The organism is Mesorhizobium sp. M0011, from assembly GCF_040324155.1.
In the GTDB taxonomy this organism is placed as follows: Bacteria; Pseudomonadota; Alphaproteobacteria; order Rhizobiales; family Rhizobiaceae; genus Mesorhizobium.
Genome location: NZ_JAMYVQ010000018.1, coordinates 35,938 through 53,667 on the forward strand (window position 1 = coordinate 35,938; position 17,730 = coordinate 53,667).

The 17,730-nt window shown below is 60.9% G+C and carries 12 protein-coding genes and 1 tRNA gene; 5 read left to right on the forward strand and 8 right to left on the reverse strand.

Annotated elements, in window-relative coordinates; translation table 11 throughout:
- The first annotated feature begins 513 nt into the window (after window positions 1-513).
- From NKK51_RS19690 to NKK51_RS19705, 4 genes are all read left to right on the forward strand, one after another.
- A complete protein-coding gene (locus NKK51_RS19690; protein ID WP_352554327.1) occupies window positions 514-2,244 on the forward strand; it encodes a tyrosine-type recombinase/integrase in 1,731 nt (576 codons plus the stop codon).
- On the forward strand, window positions 2,237-3,304 hold the full coding sequence (locus NKK51_RS19695; protein WP_352554328.1) for a tyrosine-type recombinase/integrase: 1,068 nt from the start codon (window positions 2,237-2,239) through the stop codon (window positions 3,302-3,304). The genes NKK51_RS19690 and NKK51_RS19695 overlap by 8 nt, the downstream gene beginning before the upstream one ends.
- Complete coding sequence (locus NKK51_RS19700; protein ID WP_352554329.1) at window positions 3,297-3,716, forward strand: hypothetical protein; 420 nt, start codon at window positions 3,297-3,299, stop codon at window positions 3,714-3,716. Before NKK51_RS19695 ends, NKK51_RS19700 begins: the two co-directional genes overlap by 8 nt.
- A gap of 236 nt (window positions 3,717-3,952) precedes the next feature.
- Entirely contained in the window at window positions 3,953-4,351 is a 399-nt protein-coding gene (locus NKK51_RS19705; RefSeq protein ID WP_352554330.1) for a hypothetical protein, read from the forward strand.
- 131 nt (window positions 4,352-4,482) lie between these two features.
- Here the strand turns inward: NKK51_RS19705 and NKK51_RS19710 are convergent, their stop codons facing one another.
- The gene (locus NKK51_RS19710) at window positions 4,483-9,003 is read right to left on the reverse strand and encodes a hypothetical protein (RefSeq protein ID WP_352554331.1); all 4,521 of its coding nucleotides are present in this window, start codon (window positions 9,001-9,003) and stop codon (window positions 4,483-4,485) included.
- 502 nt (window positions 9,004-9,505) lie between these two features.
- Between NKK51_RS19710 and NKK51_RS19715 the strand changes: the two genes are divergently transcribed.
- Complete coding sequence (locus NKK51_RS19715; protein WP_352554332.1) at window positions 9,506-9,970, forward strand: hypothetical protein; 465 nt, start codon at window positions 9,506-9,508, stop codon at window positions 9,968-9,970.
- Window positions 9,971-10,113: 143 nt separating this feature from the next.
- On the opposite strand, the gene NKK51_RS19720 is transcribed toward NKK51_RS19715, so the two are convergent.
- The 7 genes from NKK51_RS19720 to NKK51_RS19750 form a co-directional block, all read right to left on the reverse strand.
- Complete coding sequence (locus tag NKK51_RS19720; protein ID WP_352554333.1) at window positions 10,114-10,974, reverse strand: DUF3800 domain-containing protein; 861 nt, start codon at window positions 10,972-10,974, stop codon at window positions 10,114-10,116.
- A 152-nt stretch (window positions 10,975-11,126) separates the two neighbouring features.
- Window positions 11,127-12,827 (reverse strand): DUF6538 domain-containing protein, encoded by a 1,701-nt coding sequence (locus tag NKK51_RS19725; protein WP_352554334.1) that lies wholly within the window; start codon window positions 12,825-12,827, stop codon window positions 11,127-11,129.
- Between the two features lie 95 nt (window positions 12,828-12,922).
- A tRNA-Leu gene (locus NKK51_RS19730) sits at window positions 12,923-13,007 on the reverse strand.
- 73 nt (window positions 13,008-13,080) lie between these two features.
- Window positions 13,081-13,701: a 2,3-bisphosphoglycerate-dependent phosphoglycerate mutase gene (locus tag NKK51_RS19735; protein ID WP_023814174.1), complete on the reverse strand. Its 621-nt coding sequence runs from the start codon at window positions 13,699-13,701 to the stop codon at window positions 13,081-13,083.
- Window positions 13,702-13,742: 41 nt separating this feature from the next.
- Window positions 13,743-14,564, reverse strand: coding sequence for a 4-hydroxy-tetrahydrodipicolinate reductase (gene dapB / locus NKK51_RS19740; RefSeq protein ID WP_023814173.1), 822 nt, complete (start codon window positions 14,562-14,564; stop codon window positions 13,743-13,745).
- The gene (locus NKK51_RS19745) at window positions 14,561-16,420 is read right to left on the reverse strand and encodes an ABC transporter ATP-binding protein (protein WP_352554335.1); all 1,860 of its coding nucleotides are present in this window, start codon (window positions 16,418-16,420) and stop codon (window positions 14,561-14,563) included. Before NKK51_RS19745 ends, dapB begins: the two co-directional genes overlap by 4 nt.
- 138 nt (window positions 16,421-16,558) lie before the next feature.
- Window positions 16,559-17,584: a glucokinase gene (locus NKK51_RS19750; protein WP_352554336.1), complete on the reverse strand. Its 1,026-nt coding sequence runs from the start codon at window positions 17,582-17,584 to the stop codon at window positions 16,559-16,561.
- Window positions 17,585-17,730 lie beyond the last annotated feature (146 nt).

Consider the following 17,730-nt stretch of genomic DNA (forward strand, 5'->3'; position numbering starts at 1 on the left):
CATGGGGGCTTTTATACCGCCATGATTTGCGGCCCCGCGCAGACCCTTTTTCCGTCGACTCCCGCGCAGACCCTTTTTCCGTCGACTCCCGCGCAGACCCTTTTTCCGTCGACTAAGGAAACTTAGTGGCCGCAAGCTCAATGATTGACGTCTTACTCGCGTTTTCATAGTAGTTTTTCTAACTATAGTTTGATATCTATATCACTATTACTTAGGTCTAGTTGATATTAACTATATACCACTAAGGTAAATGGCGTAGTTTCCTGATTTACCTTAACAACGTCTTTAATTTGACTTAACCGCTGCGCCGGACGAACTTCGCCTCGACTGAAGGGGGCCCCTCTCAGTCAGGAGCGACAAACAGGCAAATGCGGATACCGTCCGGACGCTTGCAGGGAATGGTCTTTCTACGATGAGTTTGTGTGTTTCGTAGAAAGAGGTGTTCCCGAAATTCGCTCCTTCAACCGCACGTTTGGGAACTGAACGTGCAACCCAACTGAAGGAGAACTGACTATGAATCAATTTACCGTTCTTATCCCAACCCTCGCTGATGTGAGGGCAACGATCGCCAACGACCGATTCGGCCCGGTAGAAAAGCGCGATGCGCTGACAGCGGCACTTCGTAGTTTGGAAAACTGGTCCGGCAAAAGCCTCAAGGATATTGGTGCCACCGTGCCCGGGCTTGCGGCTCTGTTCGAAACAATTCATCCCGCGGCCCTAGGGATCAGGCCCAAGACACTGGCCAATACAAAGAGCCTGTGCCTCAAAGCGCTCACAATCAGCGAACTGACGCCTGGCATTGTTCGGACGGTGTCTCGGGGCCAGCCCAAGGATGCGGCTTGGGTATCGATCTACGATGCGTTGACGACCGATGCCCAGCGGAACGGGCTCTCACGCCTTATGAACTGGTGCAACCGGAATGGACTGAAACCTGAAGCTGTCGAGGACGCAGTCATCGACCGCGTCATGACAGAGATGGCTGCCAGCTCCCTTCGCCCAAACCAGTATCAGGTTCGACGCGCAACGACGAAATACTGGAACGATGTCGTCGACAAATTCCCAAACAGGGGACTGCAAAAAGTCACCGTGCCACCATCGCGGCTTCGCCTGACACGGATACCACTGTCGGAGTTTCCGCAGTGCTTTCTCGCTGACTGGAATGCTTTTGCGAAGTGGGCACATGGCGAGGACGTGTTCGCCGACGATGCGCGCCCCGTACGGCTGAAGCAATCATCGCTCGACGTGGCGTTGCGACGAATCCATCTGGCTGCGAATGCCTTGGTCGAAACCGGCATCAAGCCTTCTTCGGTTCGCAAGCTCGCAGATCTCGTCACCGTCGAAGCATTTCGCAGCATTCTGCGGCGTCGCTATGAAGTGGCTGGTGGCAAGCCGACGTATGACAATTTCGGCATGGCCATAAACCTCCTTCAGATTGCAAGCGAATGGGTAAAGGTCGATGCCGGTACCTTGGCTGAACTGAGGCTCATCAAGAACAAGATGCCCAGGATTGCGTTCGAGATGTCGCGCAAGAATAAGCTTTTGATCACCCAATTCGACGAAGGCACACTCACGGATCGACTGCTCACTGCTCCCGAGCGCATGTGGGCGGACGTGAGGTCGAGCACCAAGAACGGTCGACACCGGCTCGCTGAGGCCCAAGCCGCACTTGGCATCAACATTTTGATGTTTCTGCCGGTGCGTCTTGGCAATCTGTGCGCACTCGCCTTCGATCAACATCTTATAATCCGTGAAGGCGGGACTTCCACGCTCGCCTTTTCGGCGGAAGAAACCAAGACGGGTGCCGCCGTGGAATACGAGATCCCGTCCCCGCTCGTTGATCGATTGGTTGAGTATCGCGATGTTATTGCTCCACGGGTGCTCGGTGGCAGGCCAAAATTCTTGTTCTGCAATGTTGATGGTGACGTGAAGGTCTTGGGCAGTACGCGTTATCTAATCGCGCGCTATTTCAAACTTTACGTCGGTATCCACATGAACCCACACGCCTTCCGGCACCTGGCGGCGAAGTTCATTCTCGACAACAATCCCGGTGCGCATGTCGTTGTCCAACATTTGCTTGGACATAAATCGCTGGCGACTACGGCGACCTTCTATGCCGGCGTCGACACAATTCGCGCCGGACGACATCATCAAACTCTGCTCGGGCAGGCTCTTGCTGCGCGCAACGCAACCAGATCCGCCGGCAAAACCAGGCGTCGGCAGCATGAGGAAGGCAGAGATGACTAAGCACCTGAATTTTGCTCTCCCATTTTGTTCCTGGCCTGAGCAAGACCGCCAAGTCTGGGCTGCTTGCTTTACCAGCGTCGATATCTTCGACGACACACCGGGATCTCACCTATCCGCTGCAACACGACAGGGACGTAAAGCCGCTTATGGTCAGTGGCTCGGCTTCCTGGATCTGCTGGAGCCGGAATGTCTCGAACGCCCCGCACCGGACCGGCTTACGCGAAAACGTATCGAGGACTACGTGGCGTATCTCCGCGAGAACTGCCGCGACACAACGATCGTTCATCAGCTTGCTCGTCTCTTCTATACGGTCCGCTCCATGTATCCTGAGGTGGATTGGGATTGGCTATATCGCCTTGCTCGCCGGATAAATCGGTCCGCACAACCAATAATGCATCCGATAGTGTTGAGCAGCGATCTCTATGCCCTCGGCCTTAGGCTGATGGACAAGGCGAAAGCCAAGGTCGAGCGCGCTGCGTTCGTAACCAAAAGTGCGGCGGTGATGTATCGGGATGGGCTTTTGATCGCAACGCTTGTCGAGGCCCCGATGCGGCGGCGGGCCTTTTCACAGCTGCGAATCGAAGAACACCTTCGCAAGATCGGCGAGCTATGGGCAATCACCGTAACGGAGGACCTCACCAAAACCCGTCGGGCTCACGAGTATTTGCTGTCGGAGCGCTTGTCGAAAGCGATGGATGTATACCTCGATCGCTTCCGCATCGCGTTCCCGAACGCAGTAGATCACGACTGGCTTTGGACTTCCATCGGGCGAGCGATGACCGACAAGATGATCCGGCGGCGTACTATCCGTTGGACGCATGGCGCGCTTGGCGCGGCTGTTAGCCCACATCGGTTTCGCAATGCGGTTGCGAATTTCATTCTGGCAGCCGATCCTCAAAATGTCAGAGTAACCAAGGACCTGTTGGGCCATGCGTCCTTCGCCATGACGGAGAAGCACTACATCGATGCTGCTCACAGCCGCCTCGCCGGAAAGGCCCTTCATGCGATCCTGACCGAAATGGCGAGCGGACCGAAAAAGATGGGATGCGACCATGCGTAACTGCAGCACCTGTCGCCTGGTGATCTGCGTCGACTGCTTTTTCGCTATGCAAAGCAGACCCGCGCATCAAAACCAAAACCTCGACTACACCCACAATCTCGCGGACAAATCTGGAGAGATATCCTTGCGTCGACCAAGCCATCTGAAAACGAAAATAAACGCGAGGATTGCAGTTATTGAACTGCGCAGCCTCCTAGTCGCTGATGCTCCGATAGGCATTCGCCAACGAGAGTATCTGGTCCGCAGAGCATCCGGCCTCGCGCAATCTCCGGAAAAGGAGGACTGGGCTTACAGAACGCTCATCGGTTTCGTCAAAGAACGATTTGCACGCAATCCAGAGACATTTCAGCCATCGCCTGCAACGGACGACGCCCTCAGGCTTCTTTCAATGCTTCAGGAAGGAACTCTCTAGGTCTGCCAACGTGGACGCTCAGCAACGGAGATACCCGTGAGTCATACTCACTTAACTTGAGCCGTCTCGCAAAATAGCGTGACGGCTCTTTCGTTTTAGACTATATTTCCCCTGACGATCACTGCGGGGCAGTCTCGTCGAAACCTCCAACAACTCGACTCTGAATGGCCTGGATCTCGGGAGCGCGATTTCCGCTCGGCGGGACGCCGCGCCGGCTAATAATTAAGGAAACTCTGATGGAAGAAACCGTAGGCTCTGGAGAATACACCGATGAGCAGACTGAAATTCTAGCTCGCGCAGGTGTGTCCCGGCCACAGGAATTGACGGACGTGATGCAGCGGTTGAATTTTGCAAATGCGTGCAAGCCGGTCGAACAGAAAAACCCTGTTGACGAGTTCCGACTGCGTCTCAGCTCCAATCGTCTTGAAGCTGCAGATATGCAGCCGGTCGAACGGCTTCGCCTGCAGTACTTGCTTGACGATGTCTCTCTGTCCCGCTTCGAGCGGGCAATCCGAAGTCAGGTAAAAACGCATTCCGATGTCGAATACGTTTGCGCTATGCGGGCGGTCCTGCCTTTCCTTGAGGTTGAATCGGCTGTCATCGTGAACCGCATCATCCCACACTTTGACCGATGACGGTGAAAATGGAATTTCGTGGAGGGTGGCTTCAGGCTTTCGCGGTATGCTCGATCATTATGCGCCCGGCGGGCAGCCAATCGACCAGAAATCGAGTCACTCCCCGGCATCCCTGAGCGGCCGCTAACGTCTCAGACCTTCGCGTCCTCTTGACGCCGCTTTTGGAAGGTGAACTCCAGCGCCTCCGCCTTATCAACACCGGTCAACGTCAGGTCGCTACGTATCCTCACGTCAAGAGTGCCCAACGGGTCGAAGATGAAGCGAACGCGGAGCTCTCCGGCGCCATCCTCCAGCCCGCTGACGATCGCGAGGAAGAAGTCCGGATCGTTCCGCGCTGCCTCGACCTCGCTGGCAGTCAGTGTGATCTCTGTTGGCATCCCGGCGCTTGAGCTCATCTTGATCTCGTAGCATTGCCGCAGCTCGTCGATCGCATCTACGCCGAAACCTCGTGCCGCGCGCAGGTCGTTGAGCTGTTGCGATTCTAATCGCAGCGCCCGGCGGACCGCGTCGAGCGCCATCCTCTCTCGATCGCTGCTCGGAGGCAGCACCGTGCGGACCGGTGGGCTGCCGGTCTTTTCTTGGTTGCCGTTTCCAGTTGTGAATTTGCGCTCCTTGGTCTTGCGCCGCTTGGCGAATACCAAGTCACCGGAAGGCTTCGCCCCTTCGTTCACGATCATGCCGACCGATGGCTCCAGATCATCCAGCTCCCGCAGCTTGCGGACCTGAACCGGCTGGTTGCGGGTTGCCTTGGTCTGCTCGCCCTTTTTGGGCTCCCCCTTGTCCGTTTTGCCCTTCCGTTGTGCAGCCTGCTTCGCGAGCTTCTCGAGCCGTTCCTTCGCGTCGCCGCGGTCCGCGTGCGTCTTCGGCAGTACGGCACCTTCCGCTTGCTCGCCGGCCATGGCGCGCGGCCACACCGCCGCCCAGGCCCAGGCCGACTTCTGCCTGTCACCAGCAAAAAGAGACGCGACAGCGGCGCCAGCCCCCTCAGCCGTGGCTAAATCCTTCGCATCCTTGACTATGAGGCGCAGGGGCTCTCGTCCCATGTGCGCGCGGGCCGGCAACGCGATCTGCCCAGATGCGAGCGTCGCGACGATTGAGAGCTCAGGATCGATCACTATGGGCGCTGCAAGCAATTCGTCCCAGTCGACCGTCAGCGAGTCGAACAGGGCCTGGTCTGCACGGACCAGCTCCTGTTTCAGCAGCGAGACGGCGCCCGAGAAGGTCGGCCGTAGCGCCTCCCCCTCCACCATACCGTAGGCGGGTGTCGAGGCGGCCCGGAAGTCGGACGGGGTCAGGCGCACCACACCCAACGAATCAAGAAGCGGCTCGAGTAGCGTGAAGGAAGTCAGGCCGGGTCGCCAGACCCTCATATCAGCGGGTGCGCTCGCCAAGAGCGCCTCACCCTCTAGCGCGTAGACTGGGCGACCTCTTGTCCACTCCCGACCGGTCCAAAGCGGCAGCCGCCGTAGCGTCGTCCGAAGCTGGGTGGACATATCGCCAACGGCGCCCGCGACGAGAGTGATCGCGCGGATTGCGACGCCTAGATCGCCTGGCGTCGGGGGGGCGTCGGCCATCTCCTTGAGAACCGCGATTGCGTCGGCGACCGTCGGCAGATTGACACCCAGCACCTTCCAGAGGGACTCAAGTCCATCGACGTGCGGTGCGAACGCCCTGCGGGAGCCAAAGATAGGAGGCCCCCTCAGAACCTGCTCCGGCGAGTTCCATTGCCTGCCGACCAGCAGTAGACCGGGGCCATCGGACCCAGCCCGGAAAGCGTTTCGCAGCTGCGCTGCCGACATCCGTCCTTCAGGGACACCCTCGCTCCGGTCGCGAAGCGAGGCGGCCAGCAGCTGGTAGGTTGCCGACGCCTCCTCTGTGACGGCAACCGACACGGGCTCCTTGCGGAGCGCCTGGAGGCGGGCGACCAGATCGCGCTGGGTCGGTCCAGCCTTGACACCCAGCGCGGCCAGAATGCCTGAACGTTGGATCTGGCTGTCGAATTTCGCGATCGTAGTTGATCGCTCGCTCGGTCGCGGCGCATTTCCCAGAACTTGCAGCTGGAGGTCCGAGGGGCGCTGCAATCCGCTGCCCGCGTCCGGCATCCACTTTACATCGGACAGGCGCGCTAGCCATGTCGCGCGCACCTCCGGGCTGCGGTTCCAGTGGCCGTTGTAAGCAAAAGCCGGGAAAGCGGTTGCGGCCTCGGAGTATCGTCTCTCCCATCCGCGGCTCAATGTGGCCAGCAACGCGATACCGCGCTTACGCCGTGTTTTGACGGGTGCCTTCGCTATGTCGGCCGCCACTGCGTCCACGTCCGGAGACCAGTGATCCTCGATCAGATGCGTGTTCCGATGGGCGGCGCGGATCGCCTGCAGCTGATCGGCGGTCTGCATGGGTCCCACTGGGCTTGCCGGTGTCGTGTCACGGGTCCAGAACGCGCGCTCGTCCGCCGGTTTGACGAGGCGGGGCTCGCGCGCGACCCCCCAGGCAGCAAGAAGCCGTTGCGCGCCGATGGCCGAGCGGCCCGCCTGGTGCTTGAGAAGCCTGCCATATTCCGAGTCGGCCCATTTCAAGCCAGGGGCGCGCCCCGCGGCCTTCGCGAAGCTGTCCACCTCGCGGTCAATTGTGGCAGGGAGGTACATCTCGACGGGCCGAGCCCAGCCGCACTCACGTCGACCGTCCGGACCGTACCAAGTCGCCTTAAGCTCCACGCAACGCCCGATCTGGGGGCCAAGAGCGGAATGACGGTCGCGGGGCAGCTGGATCCAGGCGTCCCGCAAGGCGAGGAGATCGCCATCCTCCAGTCGCACTGTCATCGCGGCATCGGCGCCCGTGGCTGGCCCCCGCCCGAGGATTGCGAACACGTCGGCCTCGGCGTCCCGGTCGTCGAACAGGACGCCCAAGTTCTCCAGCTTGCCGACGAATGCCGAGGCCGGCGATTCCGGCTCGATATAGGCAGGATGGATCCTGCGGGCGAGTTTCAGACGCGTCGCCAACGCGTCCGGCGACCCGCGCTTCACCAGCACCCAGGTGTCCGTCTGCTGAGGGCGGACGGTGGCGGTGCCGTCTTCAAGCAGAATGCCCGGTCGCGAGACGAACTCCCGCGTCAACCCATTAGCCTCGGCAAGCGCCGCGAAGGTGACATACCATCCCGGGCTCCGTCCCTCGTCCCCATCGATGACGTTGAGTGCGTCAACGAGACCCACACCCTCGGACTGGCCTAGCTCGTCGAGTACGAGGCGCCACCGGCCATCGGAGTCGCGACCGGCCTGCGGCATGGCCACACTGTCCGGTCGAAGGCGTTCGACGTCCTGCTCCGTGAGCAGGGGCTCGAGTTCCTCATCCTCATAGACGAGATCCGAGAGGGCCGTTGTGCCTGCGCCCGTGCTGACCGCAAGCCGCTCTCGTAGCTCGTCATGGCAGGAGGCGACAAGTTCCTTGATCCTAGTCTGGGTCCACCCTTCACCCTGATCTGCCTCGGTCTTCAGTGGCACGTGGCTCCACGCAGCGGCGGTGTCCAGGGTAAAGGCCTGAAGTGCCGCCCAGGCAACGAGCCTACTCAGGTCGACGAACCTCGCCTCGTTCCACTTGTTGGGCTGGAGCATTGATCGGGCAGAGTCCGGATCGAACTGCGCGTTCAGACCGATGGTGAGTCCAGTGAACACAGGCAGCGGCATCCGATCGTATAGGCGCAGCGTCCGCACTCCGTCCGCGGGCACGCATATGCCGATCGGCGTTGTGTCGCCCGTTGCTTTGTTCGATCGCCTCTCGCCCCGCCTGACCGTGCGCCGGGTCGAATACCGACGGTAGGACCGCGCATCAGGCCCATCGGCAGAAGCAATGATATGGACCTCTGACAATTCAACCGTCGCTTCCTCGTCGACGAAGGCAATCGTGTTTTTCCCGGCAGCTTTCACGTCGACCGAAAACTCCAGATCCTGGGACGGATCACCAAGGTGCCGGAATTGAAGCGAACGGATGCTCTTGAGGAAGATCAGCGCGTCGACGTCGAGTTCGCGGACTGCCTCCGCCACGCTCTCGCTGGTGACTGTGGGAAAGAGGGAGATCACCAGCATCGTGTCCCGTCGCGCCGCGTCGTAGACCCCCGCTACGTCAGCCTCTGGATCGCAAGGCTCTGGACCGTCGTCTCCCATTACGAAGTGGAACGGCGGGGCGTGTATTGCGATCGGGCCACCGAGCGACCCCAGAGTGCGCTGGCCGATCCCGAAGCGGCCGGACGCTTCGGGGTCGCCATCCTTGGTCGACAGCCACGGAAGCAGCATCGCGCCGACATGCGCGAGGGTGACGGCTGAACCATCGTGGACGATCAACAGCTCGGGGCGGGGAAACGAACGGTAGGCGACACACAATCTGCTCGCCCCCAAGTCGTCCGCATTCTGAAGACACTCTACGATGCCCTGAAACGGGCGGGGGCTGAGGGTGCTCGCGCCCCTGCCAGCACCCTTCATGCTGGCCCGGAGGATCGATGGCTGCGCAGCGATAATTTCGCCGAGACGGGTTATCGCCGCCCGAGCCCACCCCGCAGTCGGCGCCTCCGGGATCCAGTCACGATCGTCCCAGTCATGCGCCAGTCGGTCTGCCGCTGCGCGGCCGGCCGCGACCTCGTCGTCACTGGTCTCAACCGCTGCCACGTGTCCCCCGATGCCCTTCTCCGAGCCAACAGGTATCGCAAACCCCGGAGACGATGCAATCGCGATTGCGGCGCGAGTGTATCGACGGGTATTCTCCGCGCAGGCTCATGCGGTAAGTTCATGACCTCGTTAGATGGCGGCGACCGGGCTGGTTGATTAACGGGCCGACATTTCTTGGGTTTAGGATGCCTATAGCAACGGTGATCGCCCCGACAGATGCGCCTTCAGTGGAAGGCCTGCCGGCGCGCTGCGTGGGACGGCGATACCATATCTAACGCCTTCAGCGGCATCCTCGGCTTCCCAGCTTGTGTTATATGCACCGATACTGTGCCGCAGCTGCGGGAGGGACGCTTTGTCGAGAATTAAGCAGATGAGATTTCCAAACGATTGGCCGGTCATAGAAGCTATCCTTATCGGCGCCCCGACTGCCCATGATTGGGCGGCCGCATTTGAGACATGTCTGCAGGCGCGAATCCGGAACCGCTACTTGGACCCAATACGCATGCTGCAGAACGGGCCTTACCAAGGCGAAGGCTTCACTATTCTGACCATCCAGTGCGCCCTTATCGAATTCCTCGCGGCCCTTAAGCGCGGCTGGAATTATCGGCTCGGCGCGGGGTGGGGTCAGAACGATGAGTACAGTCAGACAAAGGACCTCTATATCGATTTTTTGGTGAACGAAGCGCCGTTCTCGACCGTGGTCACGTCCGCGGCAGAATCCACTACGTTCTACAAGGATGTCCGATGTGCTCTCGTGCATGAAGCTCAGACAAAGAACAAATGGAAGGTGTGGGCGGGGAGCGCGGGTAGTTTAGCCATGGATTTTCAGCGGCGATATGTGAACCGGGATCGCCTTCAGGATCTCATTGACATCTATGTCGCGGACTACGGCCTTGCACTCACGATGTCACCAGCGCTTCAGCAAGCATTCTTGCGCAAGTTCCGATACATTCATTCTCATTCGTGAACGGCGCTTGGCTGGCCGATTTCAGGTACTTGCAATGGCGGTAGGGTAATGCCGGACCTGCTCGTGGCAGCTTTTCTTCTGCTGCTTGACTAGGCCGTTGTACGCTGCTTCCCCCTCTCCGGTATTTTCTAGCTCGGCTGCAGTCATTTGCGGTCAGGGGGTCGTGGCGGGAGACCCTTCGCAACCCTGTCCGTTGAAAGCCAGTCCTCAAAGTTCTCCCGCCCGAGCTCGCCCGGCGTCGTCCACCGCGTTGGCAGGTTCAGTATGTTGAGTCCCGCCGCGGCGCGCAGGATTAGCTCGTCTGCCCTGCCGAATGTCGGACCCGGATTCCGTTTGACTGCGACCCACTGCGACCGGGTGATGATGAAGGAGGCGAAGTCCGCCAACTGTATACCAGGCACATCGGTCGATCTGCAGAAGCAGGCCGTCGGCCCCTTTATCACGTCCGACCAGTTCGGAAGCTTGCGCTCGCCGCCCGCTGGCATGATTCCTTCGTCGACGTAAAGCGGGAAGGGAAGTTGGAAGTCCTGGGGGCTATCGCACTTCATGGTGCGGATGTGCTTCGAAACTTGCGAGCAGAGGAACAGGAGCCCTACGTGGGAGATGTCCTTCAAGTTCCAGTCGCCGACGCGTCGGCCCTGAAAGGACCGCCAAATATCCGGATGATCGAGTAGTGTTTGGTCACTGACGGTTTGGTGCACGATGGGGAGGCCGTACCGACCCATCAGATTAGCCATGACGGCAATCATCTCCACGCGCCTGTCAACGTTTACCGACCTCCACGGACCCTCGCGGCTGTAGATCTCGGTGAAGTGCAGTTCCTCGGCACCGAACTCATCACGCACGCCCGCAAGGAAGATCTCCATGGCCGTCTGCACGGTCCCGGCGATCACCGACGGCACAACGACGGCGGTCCAAGATTTGCGCGATGAGGGTAGAAAGTCAGATCCGGACTCGGCACCGGGGTTCCCCGAGTCGTCAACGTAGATGGCACCTTCTGACAATGTACACCTCCTTGCCATCCTGGAGCATTAGCCGGAAAACCCGATGCGGGCTTCCCAACTGTGGCCGTCCTGACACCATGAGGTGCTCGGTATCCAGAGAAGATGAACTAACTGCACCTTTTGGTAGGCGCAAGCTGACCCTAAACGGCTATTTAGAAGCGCGAAGGCGACGTTTTGATGGGACGCGGCGGCAGTTCAATCTGTTCAATTGCATCTGACATCACCTGCAACGCTATGTGACGGTATCCGCTCGATGCCCTTCCGTCGCTGTGGCCCTGAATCGCATCGGCCACACTATCGAGAATACCGAGTCTCGCAGTCTCTGACTTGAACCAGTGCCGTAGAGCATGATTCGGTGCTTTCCGCAGATCGGTGAACCCATTGTCTCTTATCCACGCCGCCAAGCGGTTTGAGAGCCCCTTCGATGCGTGCTTTCGCTTGGGGTCGCCCGATGTGCGCTTGTAGAAGAGGGGGCCATCACCACGGTCCTTGACGAAAGAAAGGAAGCCATCCTGGATAAGCTTGGAATGGATCGGCACGAGCCGTTCACTCTCGGCATTCTTAATGCTTCCGCCGTCTGTCGCGGGTGCTATCTTCAAGACAGAGATGCCGTCGCGCTCGAAAACATGACTGCCGTGCAGCTGCGCCATTTCACCAATGCGCGATCCGGTCGCTGCTGAAAGCCAAGGCAGCCATCGCTTCCAGGGCTCCGAGGCTGCAGATGCCAGTTTCAAGAGCCGGGCAACTTCATCGTTCTCATATGCCAGCATCTTTGTGCCCGGCTTCAGTTTGCGAGAGACGCGAACACCCTCTGCGGGATCCGCATCCATCAATTTGTTCGCCACGGCGAACCGGAACAATGCACGGGCACAACCCAAATGCCCGTTCGAGATTGTCTTGGCCGCTTTTCCGGATTTTACCAAGGCATCCTTCCAGTCGACGATCTCGCCCGACTCGATTGAGCGGATGTCGTCAGCTTTGTGGCCAAGGTGTGCCGTCAAATTTCGCACGATGCCACGCCACGACGACAACGTGCTTGCACTCGGATCGCTTTCCTTTTCCCAGCGCTGGAAAAGCTCATTCAGCGACACGGATTCTGATTTCGATGCAGTGGAGTGAGACAAAGCGGGACTGCTTGGTCGACTGCCCCAATCGGGTTCGCCTTGCGCGACGGAGAATCGCACTGCGTGGACCTTTTCATCCTGAAGGGACTGTAGCGTACGAAGCTCTTCGGTCAGAAGCAGTCGCGCGAACACGAGCCTTTGACTTTCGCCCAATCCCGGACAGAGGCGATCGGCGGTAGTCGAAAACTCAGCCAGGTTCCCCGTTGCGCGCATGTTCGTTAGGTCTTTGACACGCCTGCGCACACGAAAGCGCTGCAAATATGCGATTACAGCGTCGAGATTGCCCTCAGCGACAAGACGATCAAAGTGGGTGAACGCGTCTGCTTCGCCATGTCCATAGTCGGCAGCCGTCGGCAAGATGATGAGATCGCCGCTCCAGAGCCCTTTGGGATCGCGGGTTGCTTGTTCGAAGAAAGTCGCCTGCGCAACGATTTCGCGCTCGGATACCTCTGCGCCGTAGCGTTTCGCCAGTGCGAAAAAGTCACCCTCTGTTCGCTGCGAACCCGAAACGTGATTCGCCGTGTCTCTTTCCGACCGAACACGTTCGAACTGGTCCTCCAATTCGACCGTCTTACGGGCAAGCCTGGATTTGGCGATTTTAAGATCTTTTGTGCGCAATGAGGTCACAACCAGCGTTCTGCCGAAGGTTGGCGCCACGTCGGTCGGCACCCAGACACGGCAATAATACGTGCCGCCCCGCAACATCATTCGCTCAGGCATTCCAGCCATGCAATCTGCCCCACCTATAACAGCGACTGTTACAACTGGGCCAAATTGCCGAGCGACATCAAAAAACGTTTCACCATCAATCGCTTAGCGAATGATGGTGCCCAGAAGAGGACTCGAACCTCCACTCCTTGCGGAACACGGACCTGAACCGTGCGCGTCTACCAATTCCGCCATCTGGGCTGGTGCGGGCTCATGTAAGCGGGCAAGCGATGTGTGTCAACGCGCTTTTTTCGCGGTTGCTCCGTTCGCCGGCTCAGTCGTCCAGCACTTCCTTGGACGCGACGGTGGAATCGGCGTTGAGCTGGTAGATGACCGGCACGCCGGTGCCGAGTTCCAGCTTTACGATCTCCTCGCCCGACTTGCCGTCGAGCGCCATGATCAGCGCGCGCAGCGAGTTGCCGTGCGCGGCGACCAGCACGGTGCCGCCACGCAGCACATGCGGCTGCAGATCATGCAGGTAATAGGGCCAGACGCGGGCGCCGGTGTCCTTCAGGCTTTCACCGGCGGGCGGCGCCACGTCGTAGGAACGGCGCCAGACATGCACCTGCTCCTCGCCCCATTTCTCGCGGGCGTCGTCCTTGTTGAGGCCGGAGAGATCGCCATAATCGCGCTCGTTCAGTGCCTGGTCGCGGATGGTCTTCAGGTCGCTCTGGCCGACCGCGTCGAGAACGTGCTGGCAGGTCTTTTGCGCCCGGATCAGCGCCGAGGTGAAGGCGATGTCGAATTTCAGGCCGCGCGCCTTGAGCTTCTGGCCGGCGGCCTTGGCCTCGGCGTGGCCCTGCTCGGTCAGGTCGACGTCGCGCCAGCCGGTGAACAGGTTTTTCAAATTCCATTCGCTCTGGCCGTGGCGCACGAGCACGAGGGTTCTCGACATGTTTGCTCCCTTCAGGTTGGGCAAGTTGGCAGATTGGCCGCTCAGCTGAGGCCGAGCACGTCCCGCATCGAATACAGCCCCGGCTTCTTGCCGCGCGCCCAAAGCGCCGCCTTGACGGCGCCGCGGGCGAAGATGGCGCGGTCCTCGGCATGGTGGGCAAGCGTGATGCGCTCGCCGGTGCCTGCCAGCATCACGCTGTGGTCGCCGACCACCGAGCCGCCGCGCAGCGTGGCAAAGCCGATCGAGCCCGTCTTGCGCACGCCGGTGTGGCCGTCGCGGACCCGCACGTCATTGCCGGAAAGCGCGATGCCGCGACCGGCAGCGGCGGCTTCGCCCAGCAGAAGTGCCGTGCCCGACGGGGCATCGACCTTGTGCTTGTGGTGCATTTCGAGGATCTCGATGTCGAAATCGTCGGCGTCGAGCGCGCGCGCCGCTTGTTCGACCAGCACCGCCAGAAGATTGACGCCGAGACTCATATTGCCCGATTTGACGATCGTCGCGTGGCGCGCCGCCGCCGCTATTTTCGCGTTATCGTCGGCTGAACAGCCCGTCGTGCCGATGACATGGACGATGCGCGCCTGCGCCGCGTAGCCGGCGAATTCCACTGATGAGGCCGGGGTGGTGAAATCGAGCACGCCATCGGCCTTGGCGAAGACCGGCAGCGGATCGCCGCTGATCGCCACATCGATGCGGCCAATGCCGGCGAGTTCGCCGGCATCTTTGCCCAGATGGGGTGAATCCGCACGCTCGACCGCGCCGATGACCCGCGCGCCGGGGACAGTGTGGATGGCGCGGATCAGCGTCTGGCCCATGCGGCCGGCAGCGCCCACCACCACCAGGCCCATATCGCCTGCTTCGCTCATGTGCTCCTCACAGCAGTCTTCTTCGCACGCGTGGCCCGGACCGGAGTTTGGATCGGCTCGCGGTCCTCGACAAGCCCCAGTCCCTTCTTGCCCTGGATGCGGTGGAAGCGGGAATAGATGCTGTCCGGGTCGGCCATCAGCGTCGCATGAGTGCCTTCCTCGACCAACCGTCCCTCTTCCAGCACGATGATGTGGTCGGCATTGACCACCGTCGACAGCCGATGCGCTATGACGATGGTCGTGCGGCCTTGCATGACTTGGGTCAGCGCTTCCTGGACGCGCGCCTCCGCCTCGTTGTCGAGCGCCGATGTCGCCTCGTCGAGCAGCAGGATCGGTGCCTGGCGCACGATGGCGCGGGCGATCGAGACGCGCTGGCGCTGGCCGCCGGAAAGGGTCGAGCCGCCTTCGCCGACCGGCGTGTCGTAACCTTGCGGCTGCTGGCGGATGAACTCGTCGGCTGCCGCCTGTTTCGCCGCCTGCTCGATCTCGGCGTCCGTGGCCGACAGACGGCCGTAGCGGATGTTGTCGCGGATCGTGCCCTCGAACAGATAGGGCGCCTGCGCCACATAGGCGATCGACTGCCGCAGCGAATGCTTGGTTACCTTCGAGATGTCCTGGCCATCGACCTCGATGCTGCCCCGGTCGACGTCGTAGAAGCGCTGCAAGAGCGCCACCAGCGTCGATTTGCCGGCGCCCGACGCACCGACGATCGCCGTCACCTTGCCGGCCGCGGCGGTAAAGCTCAGGTCCCTAAGCACCGGCATGTCGGCGCTGTAGCCGAACGTCACATTGTCGAAACGCACCTCGCCGGTGGTGATCCTCGCCTCGACGGCATCGGGTGCGTCGCCCTGTTTCGGCTCCAGGTCGAGCAACTCGTAGATCATGCGCGCGTTGACCAGGGCACGTTCCATGCCCACCTGTGTGCGCGCCAGGCGTCTTGCCGGATCGTAAGCCATGATCAGTGCGGTGATGAAGGAGAAAACCGCGCCCGGCGGCTGCCCAAGATACAGCGCCCGGTAGCCGGAATAGGCAAGCACGGAGGTGATGGCGAGACCGCCCAGAATCTCGGAAATCGGCGACAGCCGCTCCGAGACGCGGGCGATCTTGTTGTTACGCTGCTCGGCCGTGTCCGCCATGATGCCGATGCGGCGCGCCAGCTCGGCCTCCAAGGTGAAGGCCTTGACGATGGCGATGCCTTGCGTGGCTTCCTGCACGGACCCGTTCAGCCGCGAATTGATCAGGACGGATTCCCGGTTGATACGCCGCAGTCGGCGGGTGATATAGACGACGGCCCAGATCAGTGGAGGGCCGATCAGCAGCGAGCTGAGCGACAACACCGGATCCTGATAGATCATCACGCCGACGAGAGCGATCAGCGTGACCGCGTCGCGGCTGATGGAGGTCAGTGTCAGCGACAGCAGATCGCGAACGCCGCCGACATTCTCGCTGACCTGTGCCGCCAGCCGACCGGAACGCGTATCGTTGAAGAAGTTGACGCCGAGCTTCATCAGATGGTCGAAGCTGCGCTTCTGGTAGCGCGCGACCAGATTGTTGCCGATACTGGCCAGCGCGACTGCTTGGCCGTAACCGGCGAAGCCGCGCAGCAGGGAGGCTCCCATGAAACCGGCACAGATCAACCAGAGCATATCGCCGCGTCGTTCGTAGAAGATCTGGTTGATCATCGGGGCCATGATCCACGCCGTGAAGGCAGTGGTGCCGGAAACGATCAGCAGGCAAGAGACGGCGACGACATAGGTCCAGCGATACTCGTTGCCGTTTTCAGCGAGGATGCGGCGGAGCACCGCTGTGACCTCGCCGGGCCGGGCTTTTTGTTTGTTTGGAGCTTGAAGTGTCAAATCGGGAGCGCTTTGTGGTTTTCCGCCTCGTGGGACCGGGGCTGCAAATTCGGCACCCCTCTTAACGCCCTGCGGCCTGATTGCCTATGCCCGCACCTGATTAACTTCGTCGCGGGGGCGCGAGCGCTTCGCTGGCTTTCAGGCCTGCCAGCGCCGGCCCTCCGTCTGGACACCGAACAGCGAGGGGGTCCTGGCATAGGCGGCAAGGCCCAGAAGTGCGGCCAGCGGGTGGGTGATGACATAGACCGGCATGGTGCGCATCATCGCGCTGTGCGGCGCCTTGTCCTCGAAAGCGGCCCGGAAATTGCCGGCTTTCAGCGCCGGCACGATCTTCTGCGCGATGCCACCGGTGAGGAACACGCCGCCGCGGCTCATGAATACCAGAGCAAGGTCGCCTGCGGTGCGCCCAAGGCAGGTGACGAAGATCTCCAGCGCTTCCTCGGCAACCGGATCGGTTTTCGCAAGTGCCGCGGCAGTGATCTCGGCCGGCGTCGTGAAGGGCGACGCCTTGCCGTCCGCCTTGGCCACCGCCCGGTAGACATTGACCAGACCGCGCCCGCACAGGATCTGCTCGCCCGAAACGCGGCCTTCGAGCTTCTCGATATGCGGAAAAACCTCGAAATCGCGCGGTGTGCGCGGGCCGATGTCCATATGGCCGCCCTCGCCGGGGACCGGTATCCAGTGGTGCAGCGCATGGACCAGCCCGGCGACGCCGAGCCCGGTTCCCGGACCGAGCACGACGCGCCCGGCATTGGACTCCGGCGTGCCGCCGCCGATCTTTTCCATGTGCTCCTCGCCGAGCGCGACGACGGCCAGCGCCTGCGCCTCGAAATCGTTGAGCACGACGATGTCGCTCAGGCCGAGGCTGGCGAACATTTTCCTCGGCTTGACGATCCAGGGGCAGTTGGTCAGCTCGATCTCGTCGCCGTCGACCGGGCCAGCCACCGCCAGCACCGCCGAATTGGGACGCACCGACGAGCGGTCGAGCACGGCCGCCTGGATCGCCTCGTCGATGGTGTTGTAGTTTGCCGTCTGGACGATGGTCGGCTCGCCAGCCTCGGAATTGGCGTCGAGCACGATCGAAAAGCGCGCATTGGTGCCGCCGATGTCGCCGATCAGGATCGGAAACCGCAGCAAAGTGTCGTCGTCGCCTGTGCGTGGCATGCTCTCGTCCGTCTCCGGCGCCCCCGACGGCATCTGGCCGTTCTTCCGTTGACTAGCGCATGGGTTTGAAAAGGGAAACGGTTTTCGACCCCGGCGGCGCGCTGAGGCCGGCTCTGCGGCCAAACCGCCACGGTTTCGCAAAAATG